This window comes from Streptomyces asiaticus, from assembly GCF_018138715.1.
Taxonomy (GTDB): domain Bacteria; phylum Actinomycetota; class Actinomycetes; order Streptomycetales; family Streptomycetaceae; genus Streptomyces; species Streptomyces asiaticus.
This window is the reverse complement of sequence record NZ_JAGSHX010000006.1, coordinates 2200407-2223591: the sequence shown is the minus strand read 5'-3', so window position 1 is coordinate 2223591 and position 23185 is coordinate 2200407. Positions and strand designations below refer to the sequence as shown.

17 protein-coding genes are annotated in these 23185 nt (G+C 71.9%); 13 read left to right on the top strand and 4 right to left on the bottom strand.

Annotated features, from left to right (window positions below; genetic code table 11):
* Positions 1 to 21: 21 nt before the first annotated feature.
* Entirely contained in the window at positions 22 to 2022 is a 2001-nt protein-coding gene (locus KHP12_RS17030; protein ID WP_086879277.1) for an ATP-dependent DNA helicase, read from the top strand.
* A gap of 145 nt (positions 2023 to 2167) precedes the next feature.
* Here KHP12_RS17030 and lexA read toward each other — a convergent pair whose 3' ends face one another.
* Positions 2168 to 2971 carry a transcriptional repressor LexA gene (lexA, locus tag KHP12_RS17025; protein WP_037958216.1) on the bottom strand — a complete coding sequence of 268 codons (804 nt, stop codon included), beginning with the start codon at positions 2969 to 2971 and terminating at the stop codon, positions 2168 to 2170.
* A 451-nt stretch (positions 2972 to 3422) separates the two neighbouring features.
* Here lexA and nrdR point away from each other — a divergent pair, with 451 nt between their 5' ends.
* From nrdR to KHP12_RS17010, 3 genes are all read left to right on the top strand, one after another.
* On the top strand, positions 3423 to 3944 hold the full coding sequence (nrdR, locus tag KHP12_RS17020) for a transcriptional regulator NrdR (protein WP_020867993.1): 522 nt from the start codon (positions 3423 to 3425) through the stop codon (positions 3942 to 3944).
* Positions 3945 to 4061: 117 nt separating this feature from the next.
* Positions 4062 to 6929, top strand: coding sequence for a vitamin B12-dependent ribonucleotide reductase (locus KHP12_RS17015; protein ID WP_086879276.1), 2868 nt, complete (start codon positions 4062 to 4064; stop codon positions 6927 to 6929).
* Between the two features lie 171 nt (positions 6930 to 7100).
* Complete coding sequence (locus KHP12_RS17010; RefSeq protein WP_044569357.1) at positions 7101 to 7706, top strand: YdbC family protein; 606 nt, start codon at positions 7101 to 7103, stop codon at positions 7704 to 7706.
* A 38-nt stretch (positions 7707 to 7744) separates the two neighbouring features.
* Here the strand turns inward: KHP12_RS17010 and KHP12_RS17005 are convergent, their stop codons facing one another.
* On the bottom strand, positions 7745 to 8371 hold the full coding sequence (locus tag KHP12_RS17005; RefSeq protein WP_086879275.1) for a TetR/AcrR family transcriptional regulator: 627 nt from the start codon (positions 8369 to 8371) through the stop codon (positions 7745 to 7747).
* A 114-nt stretch (positions 8372 to 8485) separates the two neighbouring features.
* Between KHP12_RS17005 and abc-f the strand changes: the two genes are divergently transcribed.
* The 5 genes from abc-f to KHP12_RS16980 all read left to right on the top strand — a co-directional run bounded on the left by abc-f (position 8486) and on the right by KHP12_RS16980 (position 13354).
* Complete coding sequence (abc-f, locus tag KHP12_RS17000; protein WP_086879274.1) at positions 8486 to 10132, top strand: ribosomal protection-like ABC-F family protein; 1647 nt, start codon at positions 8486 to 8488, stop codon at positions 10130 to 10132.
* A 9-nt stretch (positions 10133 to 10141) separates the two neighbouring features.
* Positions 10142 to 10801, top strand: coding sequence for a histidine phosphatase family protein (locus tag KHP12_RS16995; RefSeq protein ID WP_086879273.1), 660 nt, complete (start codon positions 10142 to 10144; stop codon positions 10799 to 10801).
* Positions 10802 to 10812: 11 nt separating this feature from the next.
* Positions 10813 to 11733: an ADP-ribosylglycohydrolase family protein gene (locus KHP12_RS16990; protein WP_211833133.1), complete on the top strand. Its 921-nt coding sequence runs from the start codon at positions 10813 to 10815 to the stop codon at positions 11731 to 11733.
* 191 nt (positions 11734 to 11924) lie between these two features.
* Complete coding sequence (gene rnhB / locus KHP12_RS16985) at positions 11925 to 12626, top strand: ribonuclease HII (RefSeq protein WP_086879272.1); 702 nt, start codon at positions 11925 to 11927, stop codon at positions 12624 to 12626.
* Between the two features lie 68 nt (positions 12627 to 12694).
* Positions 12695 to 13354 (top strand): hypothetical protein, encoded by a 660-nt coding sequence (locus KHP12_RS16980; protein ID WP_211833132.1) that lies wholly within the window; start codon positions 12695 to 12697, stop codon positions 13352 to 13354.
* A gap of 100 nt (positions 13355 to 13454) precedes the next feature.
* Here KHP12_RS16980 and KHP12_RS16975 read toward each other — a convergent pair whose 3' ends face one another.
* On the bottom strand, positions 13455 to 14078 hold the full coding sequence (locus KHP12_RS16975; protein ID WP_211833131.1) for a hypothetical protein: 624 nt from the start codon (positions 14076 to 14078) through the stop codon (positions 13455 to 13457).
* Positions 14079 to 14307: 229 nt separating this feature from the next.
* Positions 14308 to 16473 (bottom strand): RecQ family ATP-dependent DNA helicase, encoded by a 2166-nt coding sequence (locus KHP12_RS16970; protein WP_211833130.1) that lies wholly within the window; start codon positions 16471 to 16473, stop codon positions 14308 to 14310.
* A gap of 111 nt (positions 16474 to 16584) precedes the next feature.
* Here KHP12_RS16970 and KHP12_RS16965 point away from each other — a divergent pair, with 111 nt between their 5' ends.
* From KHP12_RS16965 to KHP12_RS16950, 4 genes are all read left to right on the top strand, one after another.
* The gene (locus KHP12_RS16965; protein ID WP_086879268.1) at positions 16585 to 18114 is read left to right on the top strand and encodes a DUF4192 domain-containing protein; all 1530 of its coding nucleotides are present in this window, start codon (positions 16585 to 16587) and stop codon (positions 18112 to 18114) included.
* A 402-nt stretch (positions 18115 to 18516) separates the two neighbouring features.
* Complete coding sequence (locus KHP12_RS16960) at positions 18517 to 19278, top strand: NUDIX hydrolase (RefSeq protein WP_210609992.1); 762 nt, start codon at positions 18517 to 18519, stop codon at positions 19276 to 19278.
* Between the two features lie 130 nt (positions 19279 to 19408).
* Positions 19409 to 21682, top strand: coding sequence for an ATP-binding cassette domain-containing protein (locus KHP12_RS16955; RefSeq protein WP_211833129.1), 2274 nt, complete (start codon positions 19409 to 19411; stop codon positions 21680 to 21682).
* A 263-nt stretch (positions 21683 to 21945) separates the two neighbouring features.
* Positions 21946 to 22899, top strand: coding sequence for a FadR/GntR family transcriptional regulator (locus KHP12_RS16950; protein WP_078559735.1), 954 nt, complete (start codon positions 21946 to 21948; stop codon positions 22897 to 22899).
* Positions 22900 to 23185 lie beyond the last annotated feature (286 nt).

The window sequence follows — 23185 nt, the reverse complement described above, 5'->3', positions numbered from 1 at the left end:
GCCCCTTAGGCTGGCAGCCCTATGACTGAATCGTCCTCGCCTCCACTCGAAGATCTGCTGCACGCCGCCGTAACCGCCGTCGGCGGCACCGAGCGCCCTGGCCAGACCGCCATGGCCCAAGCGGTGGCGGAGGCGATCGACGACAGCTCCCACCTGCTGGTCCAGGCCGGTACTGGCACCGGAAAGTCCCTGGGCTACCTGGTGCCCGCCCTCGCCCACGGCGAGCGCGTCGTCGTCGCCACGGCGACCCTCGCCCTGCAGCGGCAGCTCGTCGAGCGCGACCTTCCCCGCACCGTGGAGGCGCTGCATCCGCTGCTGCGCCGTCGCCCCGAGTTCGCCATGCTCAAGGGCCGCTCCAACTATCTGTGCCTGCACCGGCTCCACGAGGGCGTCCCGCAGGAGGACGCGGATGAGGCCGGGCTCTTCGACCCGTTCGAGGCCGCCGCGCCCACCAGCAAGCTCGGCAAGGACCTGCTGCGGTTGCGCGACTGGTCGGACGATACCGAGACGGGCGACCGGGACGATCTGACCCCCGGTGTCTCGGACCGCGCCTGGTCCCAGGTATCGGTCACCTCCCGGGAGTGCCTCGGCGCGTCCAAGTGCGCCTATGGCGCGGAGTGCTTCGCCGAGGCCGCCCGTGAGCGGGCCAAGCTCGCCGATGTCGTCGTCACCAATCACGCGCTGCTCGCCATCGACGCGATCGAGGGCGCCCCCGTGCTGCCCAGCCATGAGGTGCTGATCGTCGACGAGGCCCATGAGCTGGTCTCCCGGGTCACCGGCGTGGCCAGCGGAGAGCTCACCCCTGGCCAGGTCAACCGCGCCGTGCGGCGTGCCGCGAAGCTGGTCAACGAACAGGCGGCGGACGCCCTCCAGACCGCCTCCGAGGGCTTCGAGCGGCTGATGGAGCTCGCCCTGCCCGGCCGCCTCGAGAAGATCCCCGAGGACCTCGGCTATGTGCTGATGGCGCTGCGCGACGCGGCCCGCACGGTGATCTCGGCGCTCGGCGCCACACGGGACGCCTCGGTCAAGGACGAGGACGCGGTCCGCAAGCAGGCGCTGGGCGCCGTGGAGAACATCCACCAGGTGGCCGAGCGGATCGTCGAAGCGTCCGAGTACGACGTGGTCTGGTACGAGCGGCACGATCGCTTCGGCGCCTCGCTGCGTGTCGCCCCGCTCTCGGTGTCCGGGCTGCTGCGCGAGAAGCTGTTCGAGGACCGGTCCGTCGTCCTCACCTCCGCCACGCTCAAGCTGGGCGGGGACTTCAACGGGGTGGCGGCCTCACTCGGTCTCGCCCCCGAGAGCCCGCAGGACCCGGAGGGCGGCGAGGAGACCGCGCCGCGCTGGCAGGGTCTCGACGTCGGCTCGCCCTTCGACTACTCCAAGCAGGGGATTCTCTACGTCGCCAAGCATCTCGCCCAGCCCGGCCGCGAGGGCAGCCGCGCCGATATGCTCGATGAGCTCGCCGAGCTGGTCGAGGCCGCGGGTGGTCGTACGCTCGGGCTGTTCTCGTCCATGCGCGCCGCCCAGGCGGCCGCGGAGGACCTGCGTGGGCGTCTGGACATGCCCATCCTCCTCCAGGGCGAGGAGACGCTGGGCGAGCTGATCCGTTCCTTCTCCGCCGACGCCAGGACCTGCCTGTTCGGCACGCTGTCCCTCTGGCAGGGCGTCGATGTGCCGGGGCCGAGTTGCCAGTTGGTGGTGATGGACCGGGTGCCCTTCCCCCGTCCCGATGACCCTCTGATGAGTGCCCGCCAGAAGGCGGTGGAGGAGGCCGGGGGCAATGGCTTCATGGCCGTCGCCGCGACCCATGCCGCGCTGCTGATGGCCCAGGGCGCCGGCCGGCTGGTGCGGGCTTCGGGCGACCGGGGCATCGTCGCCGTTCTGGACCCGCGGGTCGAGCGGGCCCGCTACGGCTCGTTCCTCCGCAAGTCCATGCCGGAATTCTGGTACACCACCGACCGCAACCAAGTGCGCCGCTCGCTGGCCGCCATCGACGCGGCGGCCAAGGCGAAGGAGGGCTAGCGGGGGCGCGGTCGTCCCATACGACAGGTGCTCTCACGCGACAGGGCCTCGACGGTCGTCGGACACAGCAGGGCCCCGGAACCGGCGCAGTGGTCCCGGGGCCCGGTCGTAGGGCACGCTAAGGGCGCACCTCGATCCGGCGCGCTCAGACGCGCCGCAGCACCGCGACCACCTTGCCCAGAATGGTGGCCTCGTCGCCGGGGATCGGCTGGTAGGCGGCGTTGTGCGGAAGCAGCCACACATGGCCGTCCTCACGCTTGAAACGCTTCACCGTGGCCTCACCGTCGAGCATCGCGGCGACAATGTCGCCGTTCTCCGCGACGGGCTGGCGGCGCACCGTCACCCAGTCGCCGTCGCAGATGGCGGCCTCGATCATGGAGTCGCCGACCACCTTCAGCACGAAGAGCTCACCGTCGCCGACCAGCTGCCGGGGGAGCGGGAAGACATCCTCGACCGACTCCTCGGCGAGGATCGGGCCACCGGCCGCGATCCGGCCGACCAGCGGCACATAGGAGGCGGCGGGCTTGCCGGTGGTGTCCGGGGGCTGGGTGCTGGGCTGGTCGGAGCCGCGGACCTCGTAGGCTCGGGGCCGATGGGGGTCGCGCCGCAGAAAGCCCTTCCGCTCCAGGGCCATCAGCTGATGGGCGACGGAGGAGGTGCTGGAGAGGCCCACCGCCTGACCGATCTCCCGCATGGACGGCGGGTAGCCACGCCGCTGCACAGAGTCGCGAATGACCTCGATGACGCGCCGCTGCCGGTCGGTCAGCCCTGAGCTGTCCGCCCGGATGCCTGGAGGTCGCCCTGGTAGCGAGCGCGCGGGCTTCTGCCCCTCCGGGGTCGTGGCGTCGTCGTTCATCGGGTGGGTCTGGTTCATCGCGTGTGTCTGTTCGAGTCGGCTCTGGGAGCGCTCCTGGGCGGTAACGGTGGCGCTCTCTGCGGTGGTGGTCACGACGGCCCCTCTCGAGATGTTCTCCCTAGTTGGACAACGGTAGTTGCTTTCGAAAGGTTGCGCCAAACACACGTTCGAGTGAAATTTCGCAGATGGACTGACGTGATCACAGGGTTGGGTGTATACGCCGTTTGGTCCGGTCGCCGTGCGGCGGCCCCAGTCTTGCATCCCGACCCCTGTGAATCCGGGACGCACGGGGTTCGCGTAGTCTCGTGCCTGCTCCCGGCCCGCGACACGCCATCCGGCTCGGTTGAGTGCCGGACACCAGATCTAGTGGTTTGATGGATGCAAGCCACCCACAGGTTGTGGTCCCTGGTGGATCCGCCGACAGAGTTTTGGCCTATGCTTGTGGCCGCCTCGGAGGGCCTTACGGCCTGGACGGGGCTGATCAGGCATGTTCAGGCATGTTCAGTCATGCGCCGTTTTTGAGGGTGAGGGAGGGACCGGAGTCATGCACTGCCCCTTCTGCAGGCACCCCGACAGCCGCGTCGTCGACAGCCGGACCACGGATGACGGCTGCTCGATCCGCAGGCGCCGCCAGTGCCCCGACTGCTCGCGTCGCTTCACGACCGTGGAGACCGCGTCACTCATGGTGATCAAGCGGAGCGGGGTCACCGAGCCGTTCAGCCGCGACAAGGTCATCTCGGGGGTTCGCAAGGCGTGCCAGGGCCGTCCGGTCACCGAGGACGCCCTCGCCAAGCTCGGCCAGCAGGTGGAGGAGGCGGTCCGGGCCACCGGCAGCGCCGAGCTGTCCACCCATGACGTCGGGCTCGCCATACTCGGCCCGCTCCAGAAGCTCGACCTCGTCGCCTACCTCCGCTTCGCCTCCGTCTACCGCGCCTTCGACTCCCTCGAGGACTTCGAAGCCGCCGTGGCGGAGCTGCGTGACCAGCAACGGCCTCCCGCGCACGACCGCGGGCCCGGCGCCGAAGGGGCCGCGGAGGCCCCCGCGCCGGCCATCGCCGCCGACTGACCGGCGGCCCACATACCCGCCCGGGGCGCTTGCCGCGTCCGGGTGAAAGAACAGACACACCGTGCCTGGGGAAGAAATGGGCACATCAGGGCGTTTTCGCCCGTACAGGGAGGCGGAATGACAGAGACGACGAGCGGCCCGGCACGAGGCTCCCGCTCCAAGGGCAGCAAGGCGAACAAGGGTCTGCGTATCGAGCGCATTCACACCACCCCCGGCGTGCATCCGTATGACGAGGTGGTCTGGGAGCGCCGTGACGTCGTCATGACCAACTGGCGCGACGGTTCGGTCAACTTCGAGCAGCGCGGCGTGGAGTTCCCCGACTTCTGGTCGGTGAACGCGGTCAACATCGTCACAAGCAAGTACTTCCGTGGTGCGGTGGGCTCCCCGGACCGCGAGGCGAGCCTGAAGCAGCTCATCGACCGCGTGGTGCGCACCTACCGCAAGGCCGGTGAGGACAATGGCTACTTCGCCTCGCCCGCGGACGCCGAGATCTTCGACCACGAGCTCACCTACGCGCTGCTGCACCAGGTCTTCAGCTTCAACTCGCCTGTCTGGTTCAACGTCGGCACCAAGCAGCCGCAGCAGGTCAGCGCCTGCTTCATCCTCTCCGTGGACGACTCCATGGAGTCGATCCTGGACTGGTACAAGGAAGAGGGGATGATCTTCAAGGGCGGCTCCGGCGCCGGCCTGAACCTCTCCCGCATCCGCTCCTCCAAGGAGCTCCTCTCCTCGGGCGGCAACGCCTCCGGCCCCGTCTCCTTCATGCGCGGCGCCGACGCCTCCGCCGGAACGATCAAGTCGGGCGGCGCCACCCGCCGGGCCGCCAAGATGGTCGTGCTCGATGTCGATCACCCGGACGTCGAGGCGTTCATCGAGACCAAGGTCAAGGAGGAGGAGAAGATCCGCGCCCTGCGCGACGCGGGCTTCGACATGGACCTGGGCGGCGACGACATCACGTCCGTCCAGTACCAGAACGCCAACAACTCCGTCCGCGTGAACGACACGTTCATGAAGGCGGTGGAGTCCGGCTCCTCGTTCGGGCTGCGCAGCCGGATGACCGGTGAGCCCATCGAGGAGATCGACGCCAAGACGCTCTTCCGCAAGATGGCCGAGGCCGCCTGGGCCTGCGCCGACCCGGGCATCCAGTACGACGACACCATCAACCACTGGCACACCTCGCCGGAGTCGGGCCGGATCACCGCCTCCAACCCGTGCAGCGAGTACATGCACCTGGACAACTCCTCGTGCAACCTCGCCTCGCTCAACCTGATGAAGTTCCTCCAGGACGACGACGCGGGCAACCAGCGCTTCGACGCCGAGCGCTTCGCCAAGGTCGTCGAGCTGGTCATCACGGCGATGGACATCTCCATCTGCTTCGCGGACTTCCCGACCGAGAAGATCGGCGAGACCACCCGCGCCTTCCGCCAGCTGGGCATCGGCTACGCCAACCTGGGCGCCCTGCTGATGGCCACCGGCCATGCCTACGACAGCGACGGCGGCCGGGCCCTGGCCGGAGCCATCACCTCCCTGATGACCGGCACCTCGTACAAGCGCTCCGCGGAGCTCGCCGCCGTGGTCGGCACGTACGACGGCTACGCCCGGAACGCGGACGCCCACAAGCGCGTCATGAAGCAGCACTCGGACGCCAACGCCGCCGCCAAGCGCATGGACGACCTGGACACTCCGGTCTGGGCCGCGGCCACCGAGGCCTGGCAGGACGTGCTGCGCCTCGGCGAGAAGAGCGGCTACCGCAACGCCCAGGCGTCGGTGCTCGCGCCGACCGGCACCATCGGCCTGATGATGGACTGCGACACCACGGGCGTCGAGCCGGACCTGGCCCTGGTCAAGTTCAAGAAGCTGGTCGGCGGCGGCTCCATGCAGATCGTGAACAACACGGTCCCCAAGGCGCTCAAGCGGCTCGGCTACCAGGAGGAGCAGGTCGAGGCGATCGTCGCTCACATCGCCGAGCACGGCAATGTGATCGACGCGCCGGGGCTCAAGCCCGCGCACTACGAGGTCTTCGACTGCGCGATGGGCGAGCGCTCCATCTCGCCGATGGGGCATGTGCGGATGATGGCGGCCGCCCAGCCGTTCCTGTCCGGCGCGATCTCCAAGACGGTCAACATGCCGGAGTCGGCCACCGTCGAGGAGATCGAGGAGATCTACTTCGAGGGCTGGAAGCTCGGCCTCAAGGCGCTGGCGATCTACCGCGACAACTGCAAGGTCGGCCAGCCGCTCTCCGCCAAGAAGAAGGAGGAGAAGGAGCAGGCCGAGCCCGAGGTCGAGAAGGTCGTCGAGTACCGCCCGGTCCGCAGGCGCCTTCCCAAGGGCCGCCCCGGCATCACCACCTCCTTCACGGTGGGCGGCGCCGAGGGCTACATGACCGCCAACTCCTACCCGGACGACGGTCTCGGTGAGGTCTTCCTGAAGATGTCCAAGCAGGGCTCGACCCTGGCGGGCATGATGGACGCCTTCTCGATCGCCGTGTCGGTCGGTCTTCAGTACGGCGTGCCGCTGGAGACCTACGTCTCGAAGTTCACCAACATGCGCTTCGAGCCGGCCGGGATGACGGACGACCCGGACGTGCGGATGGCGCAGTCGATCGTCGACTACATCTTCCGCCGGCTGGCGCTGGACTTCCTGCCCTTCGAGACCCGCTCGGCGCTCGGCATCCACTCCGCCGAGGAGCGCCAGCGCCACCTGGAGACGGGGTCCTACGAGGCCGCCGACGACGAGGTGGACGTCGAGGGCCTGGCCCAGTCCGCGCCGCGCCATGTGACCGCCCCGAAGAGCAGTGGGTCGTCGTCGCAGCCGCGGAGCGGGTCCGAGTCGGCGAAGGAGGCCCACAGCTCGACCGAACTGGTCGAGATCCAGCTGGGGTTGAACGCGGACGCGCCGCTCTGCTTCTCCTGTGGCACCAAGATGCGCCGTGCGGGCAGCTGCTACCTGTGCGAGGGCTGCGGTTCCACGAGCGGCTGCAGCTGATCGTGAGTCCTTACGGATGGCATCCGAGGGGATGACATCCCAGGCGGGGCGCGGGCCTTCGGGTCCGCGCCCCGCCGCCGTCGTCCCCCGGCGCCGTAGGGCGCGATGGCGAACCGGGGGCGGACTCTCCGGTATGTGATGAGGGCCACCGTACGGCCGTAGGATGGCGCGGTGCTGGTCAAGTGGATTCGCTGCACCGTGGTGGACCGCCCGGGTTTCGAGCGGGGGCAGCGGAAGTGGGCGGGGTTGCCCGGCGAACCGGGATTCCGGGGGCAGGGCGGTGGCTGGAGCCGGGGGCGGCCGAATGTGGCGCATGTCTTCTCGTTCTGGGAGAGCCGGGCGTTCTACGACTCCTTCATGGCGCGCTCGCACGACCGGCTGGCGGCCTCGCAGTCGGGCACGTACCGAGATATGCAAGTCCGGCTGTTCGAGCACCGATTCGATGTGAAGGTCGGCTTCGAGCCGCGGTTCTCCGACGCGGACGTGGTGCGCGTCGCGCACTGCCGGGTGCGCCCCGACCGGGTGGATCACTTCACGCTGGTGCAGGAGAAGGTGTGGAATCCGGCCATGGCCGGGTCGCCCGGGATGCTGCGCGGGGTGTTCGGGGAGGCGCCGGGGAACGAGTTCCTGGTGTTGTCGATGTGGGACTCGGCGGCCGAGCACGGGAAGTACCGTGTGGAGCGGGTCGAGCGGCTCGGCCTGCGCGCGCAGACGGAAGCGGATGTGGCGGCGATCGCCGGCGATGTCGTACGGGTCGAGTCCGCCTGGACGGTGTGATGCGGAGCCCGCTGCCGGGCAAGGGGGGGCGGTCCTGATCAGCGGCGGGCGGGGAGATAGGCCCCGGTCCGGACCGCGGCGGCGACGGCGGTGGCCGTCTGGTCGGCGAGCGGGGTGTCGATGGGCTCGCGGGTGATGAGCGCCCGGAAGAACAAGGGCGCGGAGACGGCGCGTACGACCGCCGCGGCGTCGGTGCCGGAGGGGGCCTCGCCTCGGTCGACGGCCCTGCGCACCACGGTTTCGCAGCGCGCGAAGCGCTCGGTGTAGAAGTCGCGCAGCGCCTGCGCCGCGCGCTCGGACTGGAACGCGGCCGCGATGAAGGCGGTCGGCGCGGCGGCGGCCGACGCGCTGCCGAAGGTCTCGGCCACCTCGCGGGCGAGGGCGCGCAGATCGCCCTCCAGATTCCCGGTGTCGGGCGGCGTCCAGGCGTCCTCTCCCGCCAGGTCAAGCGCGTCCGCCACGAGCCCCTCGACGCTGCCCCAGCGCCGGTAGACGGTCGTTTTGTGGATGCCGGAGCGCTCGGCGACGTACTCCACGGTCAGACCCGGATAGCCGTGCTCGGCGAGGCCGGTGAGCACGGCGTCGCGCACCGCCGAGCGGGTGCGCGCGGTGCGCCCGCCGGGGCGGACGGTGCCCGGCGTCGGGGCGGCGCTCTCTGTGGACAAGTGCAACTCCAGTTGTGTTAGTGGGTTCGCTGTGCCATGCTGAGGGTAACGCAACTTCAGTTGTGTTTGGAGTGTGCGGTCCGAATGGCCGCTCGCGTGCTCGGAGGTGCGCCCTTGCCCACTCAGATCTCGCTGCGAGGCGTCACGCTGTCCCGGGGTGACCGGCTGCTGCTCGACGACGTGTCCTTCGCGGTGCGGCCCGGGGAGCGGATCGGCGTCGTGGGGGAGAACGGGGCCGGTAAGTCCACCTTGCTGCGGCTGCTGACCGGGCGCGAGTCGCCGGACGACGGCGCCGTGGTGACAGTGGCCGAAGGCGGCGTCGGCCACCTCGGCCAGACGCCCGAGCTGCCGCCGGATCGCACGGTGCGTGACGCGGTGGACACCGCCCTCGCCGAGGTGCGCGCCATGGAGCGCGGGCTGCGCGAGTTGGAGGCGGATCTCGCCGACGGTACCCCCGATGTGCTCGCCGCTTATGGCGATCTGCTCACCGCGTTCGAGGCCCGCGGTGGCTATGAGGCGGATGCCCGGGTGGAGAAGGCCCTGCACGGCCTGGGGCTCGGCGGCATCGGGTACGAGCGGCGGCTCGGCAGTCTGTCGGGCGGTGAGCAGGCCCGGCTCGGGCTCGCCTGCCTGATCGCGGCCGCCCCCGAGGTGATGCTGCTGGACGAGCCGACGAACCACCTCGACGGCGCGGCGCTCGGCTGGCTGGAGGAGGCGCTCCGGGCGCATCGGGGCACCGTCGTCGCCGTCTCCCACGACCGGGTCTTCCTGGAGCGGGTGGCGACCGCGATCGTCGAGGTGGACGCCGACCGGCGCACCCTGGTCCGGTACGGCGGGGGGTACGGCGGATTCGTCGCCGAGCAGACCGCCACGCGCCGCCGCTGGGAGCAGGCGTACGAGGAGTGGTGCGCGGAGACGGCCGCGCTCGCCGAGGCCGCCACCACCGTCGCCCGGCGGGTGGCCCCGGGGCGCGGCATGAAGGACGGCAACAAGCTGGCCTACGACCGGGACCGGGGACGTGTGCAGTCCTCGGTCTCCAGCAGGGTGCGGAACGCACGCGAGAGGCTGCGCAGACTCCAGGAGGACCCGGTGCCGCGCCCGCCGGAGCCGCTGCGGTTCTCGGCACTCCCCGCCGCGGGCTCGGCGGACGGTCTGCTCGTCGACCTTCACGATGTCCGCGTGGGGGAGCGGCTGGCGGTCGACCGGCTCACGGTGGCGGCCGGAGAGAGACTGCTCGTCCACGGTGCCAACGGCGCGGGCAAATCCACGTTGCTGCGGGTCATGGCCGGGGTGGAGAAACCGGAGGCGGGCCGGGTGGCCCGCCGGGGCAGGATCGGCTATCTCGCCCAGGAGATACCCGTTGCCCGGCCCCGGGAGCGGCTGCTGTCGGCCTTCGGCCGTGGGCTGCCGGGGACACCGGAGGAGCAGACCGACCTGCTGCTGTCGTACGGGCTGTTCCGCCCGGATGCCCTCCACGTCCCGGTGGGGTCGCTCTCCGCGGGCCAGCGCCGCCGGCTGGCGCTCGCCAGGTTGCTGGCCCGCCCCGCCGATCTGCTGCTGCTCGACGAGCCGACCAACCATCTCGCCCTCGGCCTGGTGGAGGAGCTGGAGGAGGCGCTGGCCCAGTGGACCGGGGCGCTGGTGGTGGTCTCGCACGACCGGCTGTTGCGCAGCCGCTTCACTGGGCGCCGCCGCGAGATACGAGGAGGTCGGCCCATGGCCGAGGAGGGCGGCGAGGCGCCGGCCACGGCCTCGATCTAGGGTGGCGCCATGGCACGACCCCGGCGCATCGTCCTCCTACGGCACGGAGAATCGGAGGGGAACGTCGACGACTCGGTGTACGAAAGGGTGCCCGACCATGCTCTGAGACTGACCGAGACCGGGCGCAGGCAGGCGGAGGAGGCGGGTGAGCGACTGCGCGACACCTTCGGCGACGAGCGCGTGTCGATCTATGTGTCGCCGTACCGTCGCACCCATCAGACCCTGAAGCTGCTCGATCTCGACCCCTCCCGCACCCGGGTCAGGGAGGAGCCGCGGCTGCGGGAGCAGGACTGGGGGAACTGGCAGGACCGCGAGGACGTGCGGAAGCAGAAGGCGTACCGCAATGCCTACGGGCACTTCTTCTACCGGTTCGCTCAGGGTGAGTCGGGCGCCGACGTCTACGACCGGGTGGACGCCTTCCTGGAGAGCCTGTGGCGCAGTTTCCAGGACCCGGCACACCCGCCGAACGTCCTGCTGGTGACCCATGGGATGACCATGCGGCTGTTCTGCATGCGGTGGCTGCACTGGAGCGTCGCCGAATTCGAGTCGCTGTCGAACCCCGGCAACGGCGAGATGCGGACCCTGCTGCTCGGCTCCGACGGCCGCTACCACCTCGACCGGCCCTTTGAGCGCTGGTGCGCCCCCAAGCCCTACGGCCACACCGGTTAGAGTGCGCAACGATGACCGCTGACCGTTTCCACCGGGCTCTGCGGAGCCTGCGCGGGCTGGCCGTGGGCGACGCCCTCGGCTCCCAGTTCTTCGTCCCCGCCAACTATCCCTACCTCAAGCGCCGCGCGCTGCCGCCCACCCCCTGGCAGTGGACTGACGACACCGAGATGGCCTGCTCGATCCTGGCCGCCCTGGTGACCCACGGCCGGATCGACCAGGACGATCTCGCCCGGTCCTTCGCCGACCACCACGATTTCGACCGGGGCTACGGCCCCGCCGTGAACCGGATGCTCCGCCTGATCAGGGAGGGCGGCGACTGGCGCGACCTGGCCGCCGGGCTGTTCCAGGGGCAGGGCTCGTGGGGCAACGGCGCCGCCATGCGGATCGCCCCGCTGGGCGCCTGGTACGCGGGCGATGTGGAGCAGGCCACGCATCAGGCGGAGATCTCGGCGTGCACCACGCATCAGCATCGCGAGGCGGTGGCGGGCGCCATGGCGGTGGCCGCGGCCGCGGCACTGGTGGCCGATCCGGCGGGCCATGGCGGGCCCGGGGAACTGCTGGACCGGGTGGTCGAGGTGGTGCCGCGCAGCGCCGTCCAGGCGGGGCTGCGCCGCGCCCGCGACATGCTCGACTACGCGGACGCCGGGACCGTCGCCGCGGTGCTCGGCTGTGGCCGCCGCACCAGCGCCCATGACACCGTGCCGTTCGCCCTGTGGGCGGCCGCTCGCCACCTGGGCTCCTTCGAGGAGGCGTTCTGGAGGACGGCCTCGGCCGGCGGAGACGTGGACACCACCTGCGCCATCGTCGGGGGAGTGGTCGCGTCCGAGGCCGCCGGTGCGCCGCCGGCCGACTGGCTGGACCGCACCGAGGCGCTGCCGGAGTGGGCCCCGGGCACCGGCGATGGGCGGCCGGGGCGCGCGGGCGCCGACTGACCTTCGGCGTGGGCGCGCTGCGGTGCGCCGTCCGGTTTGCCCCACCCGTCGAACCAGCCGTGCGCCGCGTCGTGTTGGGCGGAAACGGCCCCCGGATCCACCAGGGTGGCAACCGCCGGCGGCGGTCGATGATCACTGCTGGGGAACCGGGTTCCGAACGCAGGTAAGAGCGGCGTAAGGTTGTCCTCGCCATGGCCTATGAACCGCCCACCCACAGTGTCGAGCGCTCGCTCCGAGCCACGACGGGAGCCAAGATCGTCGTCGGTATCGACGAAGTCGGGCGCGGGGCATGGGCCGGTCCGGTGACGGTCTGCGCGGCGGTCACCGGTCTGCGCCGTCCGCCGACCGGGCTCACCGACTCCAAGCTGCTGAGTCCCAAGAAGCGCACGGCCCTGGCCCTGGAGTTGGACTCGTGGGTCACCGCGCACGCCCTGGGTCACTCCTCTCCCGAGGAGATCGACGACCTGGGGATGACGGCCGCCCTCCGGCTCGCCGCCACGCGTGCGCTGGACGCGCTGCCGGTCCGGCCGGACGCGGTCATCCTGGACGGGAAGTACGACTACCTCGGCGGTCCCTGGACGGTTCGTACGGTCATCAAGGGCGATCAGTCCTGTGTGTCCGTCGCCGCCGCCTCGGTGATCGCCAAGGTCCGCCGGGATGCGATGATGGCCGAACTGGGAGCCGAGCACACGGACTTCTGCTTCGGGGACAACGCCGGATATCCGTCCCCCACGCACCGCGCCGCCCTGCGGGAACTGGGGCCCACGCCCCACCACCGGCTGTCCTGGGCCTATATGGACGGGCTGCCCCGCTGGCGGCACCTGAAGCGGTTCCGCAGCACATCCGAACCGGTCGGGCTGGAGGACGAAGGCCAACTCGGCTTCGACTTCTGAGCAGACCAAGCGGTCAAAACCGCCACCCGCCGATGCGACTCGCACCGACGTTTGATAGACATCAGCCCATGCCTCTCATCCCCGAGGAGCCTCAGATTCACGAGAGTGTCCCGGGTCCCCGCGCGACACCGGCCGCAGGCCGCACCGCGCCGACCCCTCGTCCTGTCCCTGGTCCCGGCCCCCGGCCCGCACCGCGGCGGCCAGGAAGCCCCGGTCCCAACCGTGGCTCCGCCGGAACCTCGTCGGCCCAGTCGCAGCGCACCACGAGCGATGCGACGAAGCCCGTGCCGACCGCCCCGGCGGCTTCGGCTGCCAAGGCCGCACCCACCGCCACAAAGGCCACGCCCCAGATCCAGCTGATCCCCGCCACGGTGGACGGCGCCCTGGACGCGGCGGACGAGGCGGTCGACCTGCTGCTGGATTCCGGCCGAGCCCCTGGTGACATCCTGGTGCTGACCACCGGGGAGCAGCATCCGTGGGCGGCACATGAGTTGTCCTTCGGCGAGGCGTCCTACTGGGCGCAGCACGACGCCGGAGACGATGTCTTCTACGCCGGCGCGGATGCCGACCGCCTCAAGGGCCGTCCGGTCGTGGTCGTCGCCGTCAACGGTGGTGCGAACGATGCGGTGGCCCGCGCGCTGCCCGAGGCGATGGGCCGGGCCGGGACGCTGCTGATCGTCTGCGGCGATCCGGAGCGCATCAACACCCTCATCGGTCCGGGCGCCTGAGGCCGCACGTCCCCGAACGCCCGGTGTCCGGCAGTCTCTGCCCCACGTGGCGGAGCTGTCCGGCGCCCGGACGGCCGGTGGCCGCGCGGCCCGCGACCGGTCAGACGGCGGCGGAGTGGCTCAGCGCCTTGCGCCGCCCTCCGAGGTGGGGCCGCGGCAGCGCCTTGGCGTCGCCGTCGCCCTCGACGGCCACGCCCAGCTCGGCCGGCAGCGAAGTGGAGTGCGGCCGGCGGCCGCCCCGCCCCTCGCCGAGGACCCGCCATCCGTCGTGGGTCAGCGTGATGTACGCACCGCAGCGCAGGCCGTGCAGGGTGCAGGCGTCGCGCAGCCCCCACATCCAGGCGCCGTCCTCCTCCGTCCACCGGCTCTCGCCCTCGCGGCAGTAGAGGAGCACGGCGGTGCGGATCGGTGTGCGGCGGCGCAGATCGTGCGGGATCACCCGGCGCAACTGCGCCAGCAGCGCGTTCCGGAAGTCCCAGCCGTCGACGGCGGCGGCGCCGCGGCGGACGAACGAGGCGCTCGCCGTGAGCCGTTCCTCCGGATCGAGGACCGCGACGACGGCGGTCGAGGGCGTCGGCAGATGGCGGATGTGCAGTCCGGTGACCACCTCGCGCGGATTGCGCAGCAACGGGATTCCCGCTGCCGCCCACTCGGCGGGCTGGAGCATCCGGCCGACTCGGGAAGCGGAATCGGCGGACGGTGGCGGAACGAAGCCGAAGGTCACGGTCCTCCCTTCGTCTGCGCCCACGGTCCGTGCGAAGGGTCGGGCACGGGCGCGGGCCACGACACAGCCCCGTCGGTGCCACGGCCGGACCGGGGGCGGGGGAGCTGCTGACAATTCTCGCGGCAGCGCCCGCGTGCGGCAATGCACAGTCGGCACCACTGACCGTTTTACGTGGATGTGCGTTCTATATTCCTGGCCGGTTCGCGCCTCGCCGCGGCCCTGGCCGTCCCTACCCCTGCACGGCCAGGACCAGCGGAAACACCCCGGCCGCCCCGGCCCGGCGGAGCAGCCGGGAGGCGACGGCCAGAGTCCAGCCGGTGTCCGCCAGATCGTCCACCAGCAGCACCGGTCCACCCGCCTCGGCGAGGGCCGCCGCCAGCGGGGGCGGCACGGTCAGCGCGCCGTGCAGCGCCCGCAGCCGCTGGGCGCTGTTGGTGCGCGGCACCCGGGTGTCGATCTCGCCGCCGTGGTACGCGACGCTCCCGAGCAGGGGCAACCGGCCGACCGTGGCGATCCGTTCGCCGAGTGACTGGATCAACTGCGGGCGGGTGCGGGAGGCGAGGGTGACCACGCCCACCGGGCGGTCCGGGGCGTCCGGCGCGCCCGAGGCCCAGCCGCCGGGGCCCTTGGCCCAGTCGGCGAGCACCGTCACCACCGCACCGGCCACATCGTCGGGCACCGGGGCGTCCGGGCTCTGCGGGGCCAGCAGCGGCCGCAGCCGGTTTCCCCAGCCGATGTCGGACAGACGGCCCAGGGCCCGGCCCGGAGCGGCCTGCTCACCCGCCGGAATGCGGCCCTTGAGATCGACGCCCACCGCGGGCAGCCCGGTCGGCCACATACGGCGCGGCTCCACCTCGACACCGGGCCGCCCCAGCTCACCGCGCGCCGCGTCCAGCGAGGCGGCGGACACCTCGGTGGTGAACCGCGCCCCCGCGCAGTTGTCACAGCGGCCACAGGGCGCCGCCTTCTCGTCGTCCAGCTGTCGCCGCAGGAACTCCATCCGGCAGTCGGCCGTCGTGGCGTAGTCCCGCATGGCCTGCTGCTCGGTCTCCCGCTGGCGTGCCACCCACGCATACCGCTCCGCGTCATACGCCCAGGGCTGCCCGGTGGCGGTCCAGCCGCCGCGCACCCGCCGCACCGCGCCGTCCACGTCGAGCACCTTGAGCATGATCTCCAGACGCGACCGCCGCAGCTCGACCTGGGGCTCGAGCGCGGGCAGCGACACCGGCCGGTCCGACGACGCGAGCACGTCGAGCGTGCGGCGCACCTGCTCCTCGGGCGGGAAGGCGAGCGAGGCGAAATACCGCCAGATCGCCTCGTCCTCGCGGCCGGGCAGGAGCAGCACCTCGGCGTGCTCCACACCGCGCCCGGCGCGCCCGACCTGCTGGTAGTAGGCGATGGGGGAGGACGGCGAACCGAGATGGACCACGAAGCCGAGGTCCGGCTTGTCGAAGCCCATGCCCAGCGCTGAGGTGGCGACCAGCGCCTTGACCCGGTTGGCCAGCAGGTCCTCCTCGGCCTGCTGGCGATCCGCGTTCTCCGTCTTGCCGGTGTAGGAGGCGACGGTGTGACCGCGCTGCCGCAGGAACGCGGTCACCTCCTCGGCAGCGGCCACGGTGAGGGTGTAGATGATCCCGGAGCCCGGCAGCTCATCGAGGTGGTCGGCGAGCCAGGCGAGCCGATGCGCGGCGTCCGGCAGCGGCAGCACGCCCAGCCGCAGGCTCTCCCGGTCCAGCGGGCCGCGCAGCACCAGCGCCCGCCCGGTTCCTTCGCCCGTGCCCAGCTGCTCGGCCACATCGGCGGTGACCCGCGCGTTCGCGGTCGCGGTGGTGGCGAGCACGGGCACGCCCTGGGGAAGATCGGCGAGCATGGTGCGCAGCCTGCGGTAGTCGGGCCGGAAGTCATGGCCCCAGTCGGAGATGCAGTGTGCCTCGTCGACGACCAGCAGGCCGGTGGCGGCGGCGAGCTGGGGCAGCACCTGGTCGCGGAAGTCGGGGTTGTTGAGCCGCTCCGGGCTCACCAGCAGCACATCCACCTCACCCGCGGCCACCTCCGCCTGGATGGTGTCCCACTCCTCGGTGTTCGCGGAATTGATCGTGCGGGCCTGGATACCGGCGCGCGCGGCGGCCTCGACCTGGTTGCGCATCAGCGCGAGGAGCGGGGAGACGATCACGGTGGGACCGCTGCCGCGCTCGCGCAGCAGCGCGGTGGCGACGAAATACACCGCCGACTTGCCCCAGCCGGTGCGCTGGACGACCAGCGCCCGGCGACGCTCGGCGACCAGCGCCTCGATCGCCCGCCATTGATCCTCCCGGAGCCGGGCGGAGCCGGTGGTGTCCCCGACGAGGCGGGCCAGGACGCGGTCGGCCGAGAGGCGCAGGTTTTCGTCGCTCATGCCCCCCATGCAACCCGATCCCGCCGACATCGCGCCAACGCCCCCGGCAGCCTGTGGATAACGTTATCCACAGGGGTGGCGGGACCGTCGGGGCTGAGGGACCGTCGGGCCATGACTCGACACAACGAAGCGGCCGGTCTGCCCGGCGAAGAGCAGGTCACTCTCCGCAGTCCGGCGGAGCTCGCCGATGCCCTGCCCTATGTCCTGGGCTTCCAGCCGGACGACAGCATCGTGATGATCGCGCTGCACGGCACCCGCGGCCGGTTCGGCGGCAGGCTCAGGCTCGGCATTCCCCGAGTTCCGGAGGAGTGGCCGGAGGTCTGCGATCAGCTCGCCGAATGCTTGATCAGCGGCAGTGAGCGGCGTGGTGTGCGGCCGGACGGGGTCGTTCTGTTCCTGTGCCAGGAGCCGGCCGAGGGTGAGTCCGCGCAGGAGGCGATGGAGCGGCTGCGGCCCCTCGCCCAGCGGCTGCGCATCGCGTGCGGCGGGTTGGAGGTGCCGGTGTTCGAGGCGCTGTGCATCTCCGGCGGCCGGTTCTGGTCGTATGTCTGCCCCGACCGGCGCTGCTGTCCGCCGGAAGGCGTTCCGCTCGCTCTGCCCGGCACCTCGGTCATGGCCGCGGCGGCGACGTACGCGGGGGTCCAGGTGCGCGGCTCGCTGAGCGAGATGGAGGTCAGGCTCGCCCCGCTCGGGGCGCCTCGGGCCGATATTCAGGAGCGGGCGCTGGACGCGGCCGGAGCCGATCTTGTGCCGAGGATTCTGGATGGCGCCGGCTCCGCGACCGTGCGTGCGCAGACCCTCGGTCTGGTGGGCCGGATGCTGGACACGTTCCAGGCCGCGCCGCCGGTGGCCGACGTCTGCGCGGCCGATCTCCGCGATGACGGTCTGCTCGACGACCAGGAGGCGGCGGTGATGATCATCGGGTTGCAGGACCGGCGGACCCGGGATCGGGTGGCCGGATGGATGGAGGAAGCGGACGCCGACGCGGCGCTGCGGCTGTGGCGCGCGCTGGCCCGTCGCTGTGTCGGCTCCTATGGGGAGCATGCGGCGGCGCCGCTCACCCTGGCGGGGTGGGTCGCCTGGTCGGCGGGGGATGAGCTCATGGCACGGGTGGCGCTCGGCCGTGCCCTGCGGGTCGATCCGGACTACCTCTTCGCGAGGTTGTTGCACCAGGCGTGCAATGAGGGAGTCCATCCGAAGCTGCTGCGCCAATGCCTGCGCCGGGAGGACTCCGAGCGCTACGACCCGGCCGACCGCGCCGACCGTGCTGTACACGCCGCGGTGCACGCGGAGCTGGAGCGGCTCGGCGGCTTGGCTGCCGCCGAAGCGCAGGGGGCGGCCGGAACCCCGGCCGAAGCGGTCGTGGAAACGGCCGGACCGGCCGAGTCGGCTGAGCCTGCCGAGTCGGTCGCCCGCGCGGAAGCGGAGGAGTCGGAGGAAGCGGAGGGGTTGGAGGACTCGGGGGAGGTGGAAGGCCAGATGGAGCGGCAGTCGGCGCGGGAGCGGCGGAGCGGGACGGCGGCCCCGGGCGGCAGGAGCGGCCCGGCAGGGACGAGCGCCCCCGGTGGCAGGCGCCGCCCGGAAGGGCGGCCGCGCACCCGACGCCGCACCGGCGGCCGGGGCACGCGCAGCCGCCGCTGACCCGGACGGACCGGGGGAGTCCTGGGGCGGGGGCAGGAGCGGCTGCGGGGTCGCTCTCGGGGTGCCGGTCCGCTGGACGGCTCAGGCCTATGACACGGGGCCCGGGGGCGGCAGGCGGGTGTGCTGAGGTCCGGATGCCAGGGGCGGCCTTTGGGCGGCAGGAGGCGTGCCGAGGCTCGGCGGCCGGGTGGACAGGGGGCGACGAGAGAGCTGGGCCGAGGCGTGGCGGTCCGGGGTGGATGGTGGGTTGCGGGGTGGCGGTTCGCCCGTGTGGGGCGGGTCGGGGAATCGGAAGGGGGTGTGGGATTCGTGCAGGCGAGCGCTTGAGAGAGCGATTTCACGAACATCGGTGATCATGCTCAAGGGCCTGATTATCGTCAGGCAGACGACTATGATCGCGTCATGCCCTACGACCCGTCGGCCTTTCCGGCATTCGCCGTCACCGTTGATCTGGTCGTGCTCACCGTGCGGCGGCATTCGCTGTGTGCGTTGGCCGTTCGTCGCGGGGAGCCGCCTTTCAAGGGTCGGTGGGCGCTGCCCGGCGGTTTCGTGCGGCCCGATGAGGATCTCGCCGTCGCCGCTGCCAGGGAGTTGGCCGAGGAAACCGGGCTGCTCGCCCATGACCCCACGCTTCCGGTCCCGCCGAACGCGGCCCATCTTGAGCAGCTCGCCACGTACGGCGATCCGAAGCGGGACCCCCGGATGCGCGTGGTCAGCGTGGCGCATCTCGCGCTGGCGCCCGATCTGCCCGCGCCCCGGGCCGGGGGCGACGCGCACACGGTGCGCTGGGCGCCGGTCGAGTCGCTGCTCGACCAGGAGGGGGCCTTCGCGCGCGACAGTGATCTGGCCGCCCCGCTCGCCTTCGACCATGCCCGCATCCTCGCGGATGGGGTCGAGCGCGCCCGCTCCAAGATCGAGTACTCCTCGCTGGCCACCGCCTTCTGTCCGCAGGAGTTCACGGTCGGCGAGCTGCGCCGGGTGTACGAGGCGGTGTGGGGCGTGGCCCTGGACCCACGGAACTTCCACCGCAAGGTCACCGGCACCCCGGGCTTCCTGGTGCCCACCGGCGGTACGACGACCCGTCAGGGCGGCCGTCCGGCCCAGCTGTTCCGGGCCGGAGGGGCGACGCTGCTCAATCCGCCCATGCTTCGCCCCGAGGTGTGACGGGCCATGACACGACGACTCCCCGGGAGTGCTATGTCCTGACGAAATAGGACATAGCGGGTTAACGTTCTCCGGTACGCCACCAGTCCCCACGTGCCATCGAGCGGTTCCATGCCCCGCGGGAGAAGCCATGATCCAGGCCACCGGACTGACCAGCACCCCCCGCCGCAACCATCCGCCCGTTGTCGACGACCTCACCTTCGAGGCCCCGGCGGGCCGGGTCACCGCACTGCTCGGCGGCCCCGGCGCGGGCAAGACCACCGCGCTGCGGCTTCTGCTACAGCTCGACCGGGGCCATGGCTCCGCCTTCTTCCGGGGCCGCCCCCTGCACCGCATCCGGCGCCCGGCTCATGAGATCGGCGTTCTCCTCGAGGACGTCCCGGGCCACCCTGGCCGCACCGTGCGGGGGCATCTGAGGATGCTCGGTGCCGCGGCCGGGGTAGCTGCCGCACGCGCCGATGTCGTGCTCGATGTGGTCGGCCTCACCGATCTGGCGGACGAGCGTCTCGGTGATCTGTCGACCGGGGCGGAGCGTCGTCTCGGGATCGCCACCGCGCTGCTGGGGGACCCGCACACCCTGGTCCTCGACGAGCCCGCGCGGGGCCTGTCGGCCCGGGAGACCGCCTGGCTGTACAGGCTGCTGCGTCAATTCGCCTCCCAGGGCGGCGCCGTCCTCGTCGCCACCGAGGACGCCGAGGGTGTGATCCGCCTCGCGGACCAGGTGCTCACCCTGGAATCGGGGCGGCTGGTGGCCGATCAGCCGGTGGACGAGTTCGCCCGCACCAGGCTGCGCCCCCGTGTCGTCGTCCACTCGCCGCTCGTCGGCCGCCTCGCCGCCGTCCTGGAAGAGGAGGTCGAGGCCGCCCGGCAGTTGGCCGAGGCACAGGCGGCGGAGGAGGCCCGGGTGGCGGCCGAGCTCGCGGCCAAGGCCGAGGCCGCTCAGGCCGCCGACGTCGCCCAGCCCGACGTGGCCGACGGGGGCGATGTCGTCAAGGCCGAGAGCGCCGGGCCCAAGGCCAGGAAGAGGGCGATCTGGCGCAAGGTCAGGATGGCCCCGTTCGCCACCCGGGGCTCCGCCGCGGCCGAGGCGAAGAAGGCCACCGCGGAAGCCGCGGTCAACGACAAGACGGTCAACGACAAGGCGATCAACGACAAGCCGGCCGGCGGCAAGGCGACCAGGGCCAACAAGGCAGACACGGCAAACCCGGCGGACAAGGCTGCCACCACCCCCGCACCAGCCACCACCCCCGCACCAGCCCCCGCACCCGCCGCCATCCCCGCCCCCGCTGCCGACACCGACGCGGCTGGCGCCGAAGCGGCCCGCACGCGGACCGGGATCGCCGTCGGCGCCGGGGTCGGGGTCGAGGTCGGGGTTGGAGTCGGAGCCGAGGCCGAGGAGGAGCCGGTCGCCACGCCCGCCGACCCGTTCTCCGTGGTGCGGGACGACGACACCCATATCTCCGTCTACGGCCTGTCCCCCGCATCGGTCGGGGAGACCGCCTACCGCCACGGCATCGTGGTCCACCGGCTGGTCGAGGAGACCGCCGATCTGGGCCCGGGGACTCCCGCGGCCGCTCGCGCCCGCGACCCCGAGGCGCCCCCGCTGCGGCTGCTCCCCAAGCTCCGCTTCCCCGGCCCCGCCTGGCCGATGCGTTACGAGGTGCGCCGCGCCACGGGCGTACGGACCGGCTGGCTGATCGGCGTCGCCTCCATCGTGGCCTCCCTCCTCGCCTCCGTGCTGCTCGCCCGCGCCGGTGATACCGGGGAGCTGCACCGGCTCACCGGCTGGCCCGCCGACCTCCCGCTGCCTCCCGTCGCCATCGCGGCCGGTCTCCTGGGCGCCCTCGCCTTCGGCGACGAGTTCCGCTTTCCGGCACTGGCCGCGACCCGGGACGCGGTGCCCCGCCGACTCGGGCTGCTGGCCGCCAAATTCGCGGTCTGCGCGGCCGGTGCCGTCCTGCTGTCGCTCGGCGTCATCGTGCTCGACAGCGCGGCGCTCCTGCTGCTCGTGGGCGGCAACGCGGTACCGCTGCCGGGCGACTGGCCCGCGCTGGTGGTCGGCGTCTTCGGCCTGACCATCGGCTCGTCGTGGGCCGGGCTGCTCGCCGCCGGAGTCTTCCGTTCCACCGCGCTCGGGCTGGCCACCCTGCTCGCCGTGCCGATCCTCGCGGTGCCCGTCGTCCAGCGCGCCGGGCAGGACCCGTCGCTGCGTTCGCTGGTCATGCTGCCGCACCGGCTGCGCGCGGCGACGCTGGACCGGTCGCCCTCCCTGATCGACCGAGGGCTGGCGGTCGCGCTGCGGCTCGCCTCCCAACCGGTCGGACAGGCGCTGATGTTGTCGGTGGCCGTCCTGCTGTGCGCCTACGCCCTCACCGGTCTGCGCGGCAAGAGCACCCGCCAGTAGCACCCGCCGGCAGCACCCGCCCCGCGCCGGGCGCCCACGCCCGCCCCGTCGACCGCCCGCCCGCTCCGATGCCCGCCCCGCCGCCCGCTCGGCCCAGCGGCCGCCTGGCTCGTGCGCAGCCAGTCGCCCGTCCCCAGGCCAGTGGATCAGGCCCGGAGCGGATTCGTACAGCCGTCGCGCGAGCTGCTCGCAACTCCCCGAAGGATGCTTCTTTCTGTCTGATTGAGCGTCAATTGTGAGGTAATGGGCGATCACCCTTTCGTGTGCTTTTCACCAAAGACCTCAAGGGCTTCCGAGGCGTCGCCGACAAAGGATGCGTGAGTACCCTTGCGCACACCACGATGACCGCGGCTCGCCCCGCCGACTCCGGCCTGGCCGGTTCGGGCGAGCTTGACCGCTACTCCTACGCCGAAGCCCCCGGCGCCGACCGCGGCAGCGCCCCCTCCTCCTGGGACGGTGCCGAGGCGGAGATCGGCCGGGTGGGCCGACGCGCGGCCGGCAACCGGGGCCGCGGGCTGCACGGCCAACTCGTTCAGCAGCTGGGCCAGATGATCGTCTCCGGTGACCTGGGCGCGGACCGTCCGCTCGTCCCCGAGGAGATCGGTCAGCGCTTCGAGGTCTCCCGCACCGTCGTACGGGAATCGCTGCGCGTCCTCGAGGCCAAGGGCCTGGTCAGCGCCCGCCCCAATGTGGGCACCCGGGTCCGTCCGGTCAGCGACTGGAACCTGCTCGATCCGGACATCATCGAGTGGCGCGCCTTCGGCCCGCAGCGTGACGACCAGCGCCGTGAGCTGTGCGAGCTGCGCTGGACCATCGAGCCGCTGGCCGCCCGGCTCGCCGCCGGGCACGGCCGCGAGGAGGTGCAGCAGCGGCTCGGCGACATGGTCGAGATCATGAGCCACGCGCTGGCCCAGGGTGACGCCCTCACCTTCTCCCGCGCCGACGCCGAGTTCCACGCGCTGCTGCTCCAGGTCGGGGGCAATCGGATGCTGGAGCACCTGGCGGGCATCGTCGCCGCCGCGCTCCATGTCTCCGGGGCCCCGGTCTCCGGCTGCGACCGCCTCACCGAGGCGGGGGTCGCCCATCACCGCAGGATCGTCGAGGCGGTCGGCGAGGGCGACGCCGCGGCGGCCGAGGCGGCGATGCGCCAGCTGCTGACCGTCCACCCGGATCTCGATCATGCCGAGGTCGGGGTGCCCGCGCCGCGCGAGCACTGATCCGCGGCGCGTCCGGTCGCCCGGAGCGCCGGGCGTCCGGAGCGTGCGGCGTACGACGTACGGCAAGGCGGTGTCGGTAGGCGGCGAGTTCCGGCCCGATGGATGCCGTACGGCGTACGAGAGGGCGTCGCCGGATCCCGCGTCGCGGGTTCGGCGGCGCGGCGCGATCTGGTCGATCGGCGCCGTGTGGCTCCCATCGGTGTGCGATTGGGAGTTTTCTGTCCCGTTGGATGGGCATTAAGACCGTTATGGGGTGTGACTCGGGCCACGAGTATTGGGCGTAACG

Bases quoted from the DNA above. Each gene is read 5' to 3' on its own strand.
- KHP12_RS17030 (WP_086879277.1), top strand. From the start codon at position 22: ATGACTGAATCGTCCTCGCCTCCACTCGAAGATCTGCTGCACGCCGCC.
- nrdR (WP_020867993.1), top strand. From the start codon at position 3,423: ATGCACTGCCCCTTCTGCAGGCACCCCGACAGCCGCGTCGTCGACAGC.
- KHP12_RS17015 (WP_086879276.1), top strand. From the start codon at position 4,062: ATGACAGAGACGACGAGCGGCCCGGCACGAGGCTCCCGCTCCAAGGGC.
- KHP12_RS16995 (WP_086879273.1), top strand. From the start codon at position 10,142: ATGGCACGACCCCGGCGCATCGTCCTCCTACGGCACGGAGAATCGGAG.
- KHP12_RS16990 (WP_211833133.1), top strand. From the start codon at position 10,813: ATGACCGCTGACCGTTTCCACCGGGCTCTGCGGAGCCTGCGCGGGCTG.
- rnhB (WP_086879272.1), top strand. From the start codon at position 11,925: ATGGCCTATGAACCGCCCACCCACAGTGTCGAGCGCTCGCTCCGAGCC.
- KHP12_RS16980 (WP_211833132.1), top strand. From the start codon at position 12,695: ATGCCTCTCATCCCCGAGGAGCCTCAGATTCACGAGAGTGTCCCGGGT.
- KHP12_RS16970 (WP_211833130.1), bottom strand. From the start codon at position 16,473: ATGAGCGACGAAAACCTGCGCCTCTCGGCCGACCGCGTCCTGGCCCGC.
- KHP12_RS16965 (WP_086879268.1), top strand. From the start codon at position 16,585: ATGACTCGACACAACGAAGCGGCCGGTCTGCCCGGCGAAGAGCAGGTC.
- KHP12_RS16960 (WP_210609992.1), top strand. From the start codon at position 18,517: ATGCCCTACGACCCGTCGGCCTTTCCGGCATTCGCCGTCACCGTTGAT.
- KHP12_RS16955 (WP_211833129.1), top strand. From the start codon at position 19,409: ATGATCCAGGCCACCGGACTGACCAGCACCCCCCGCCGCAACCATCCG.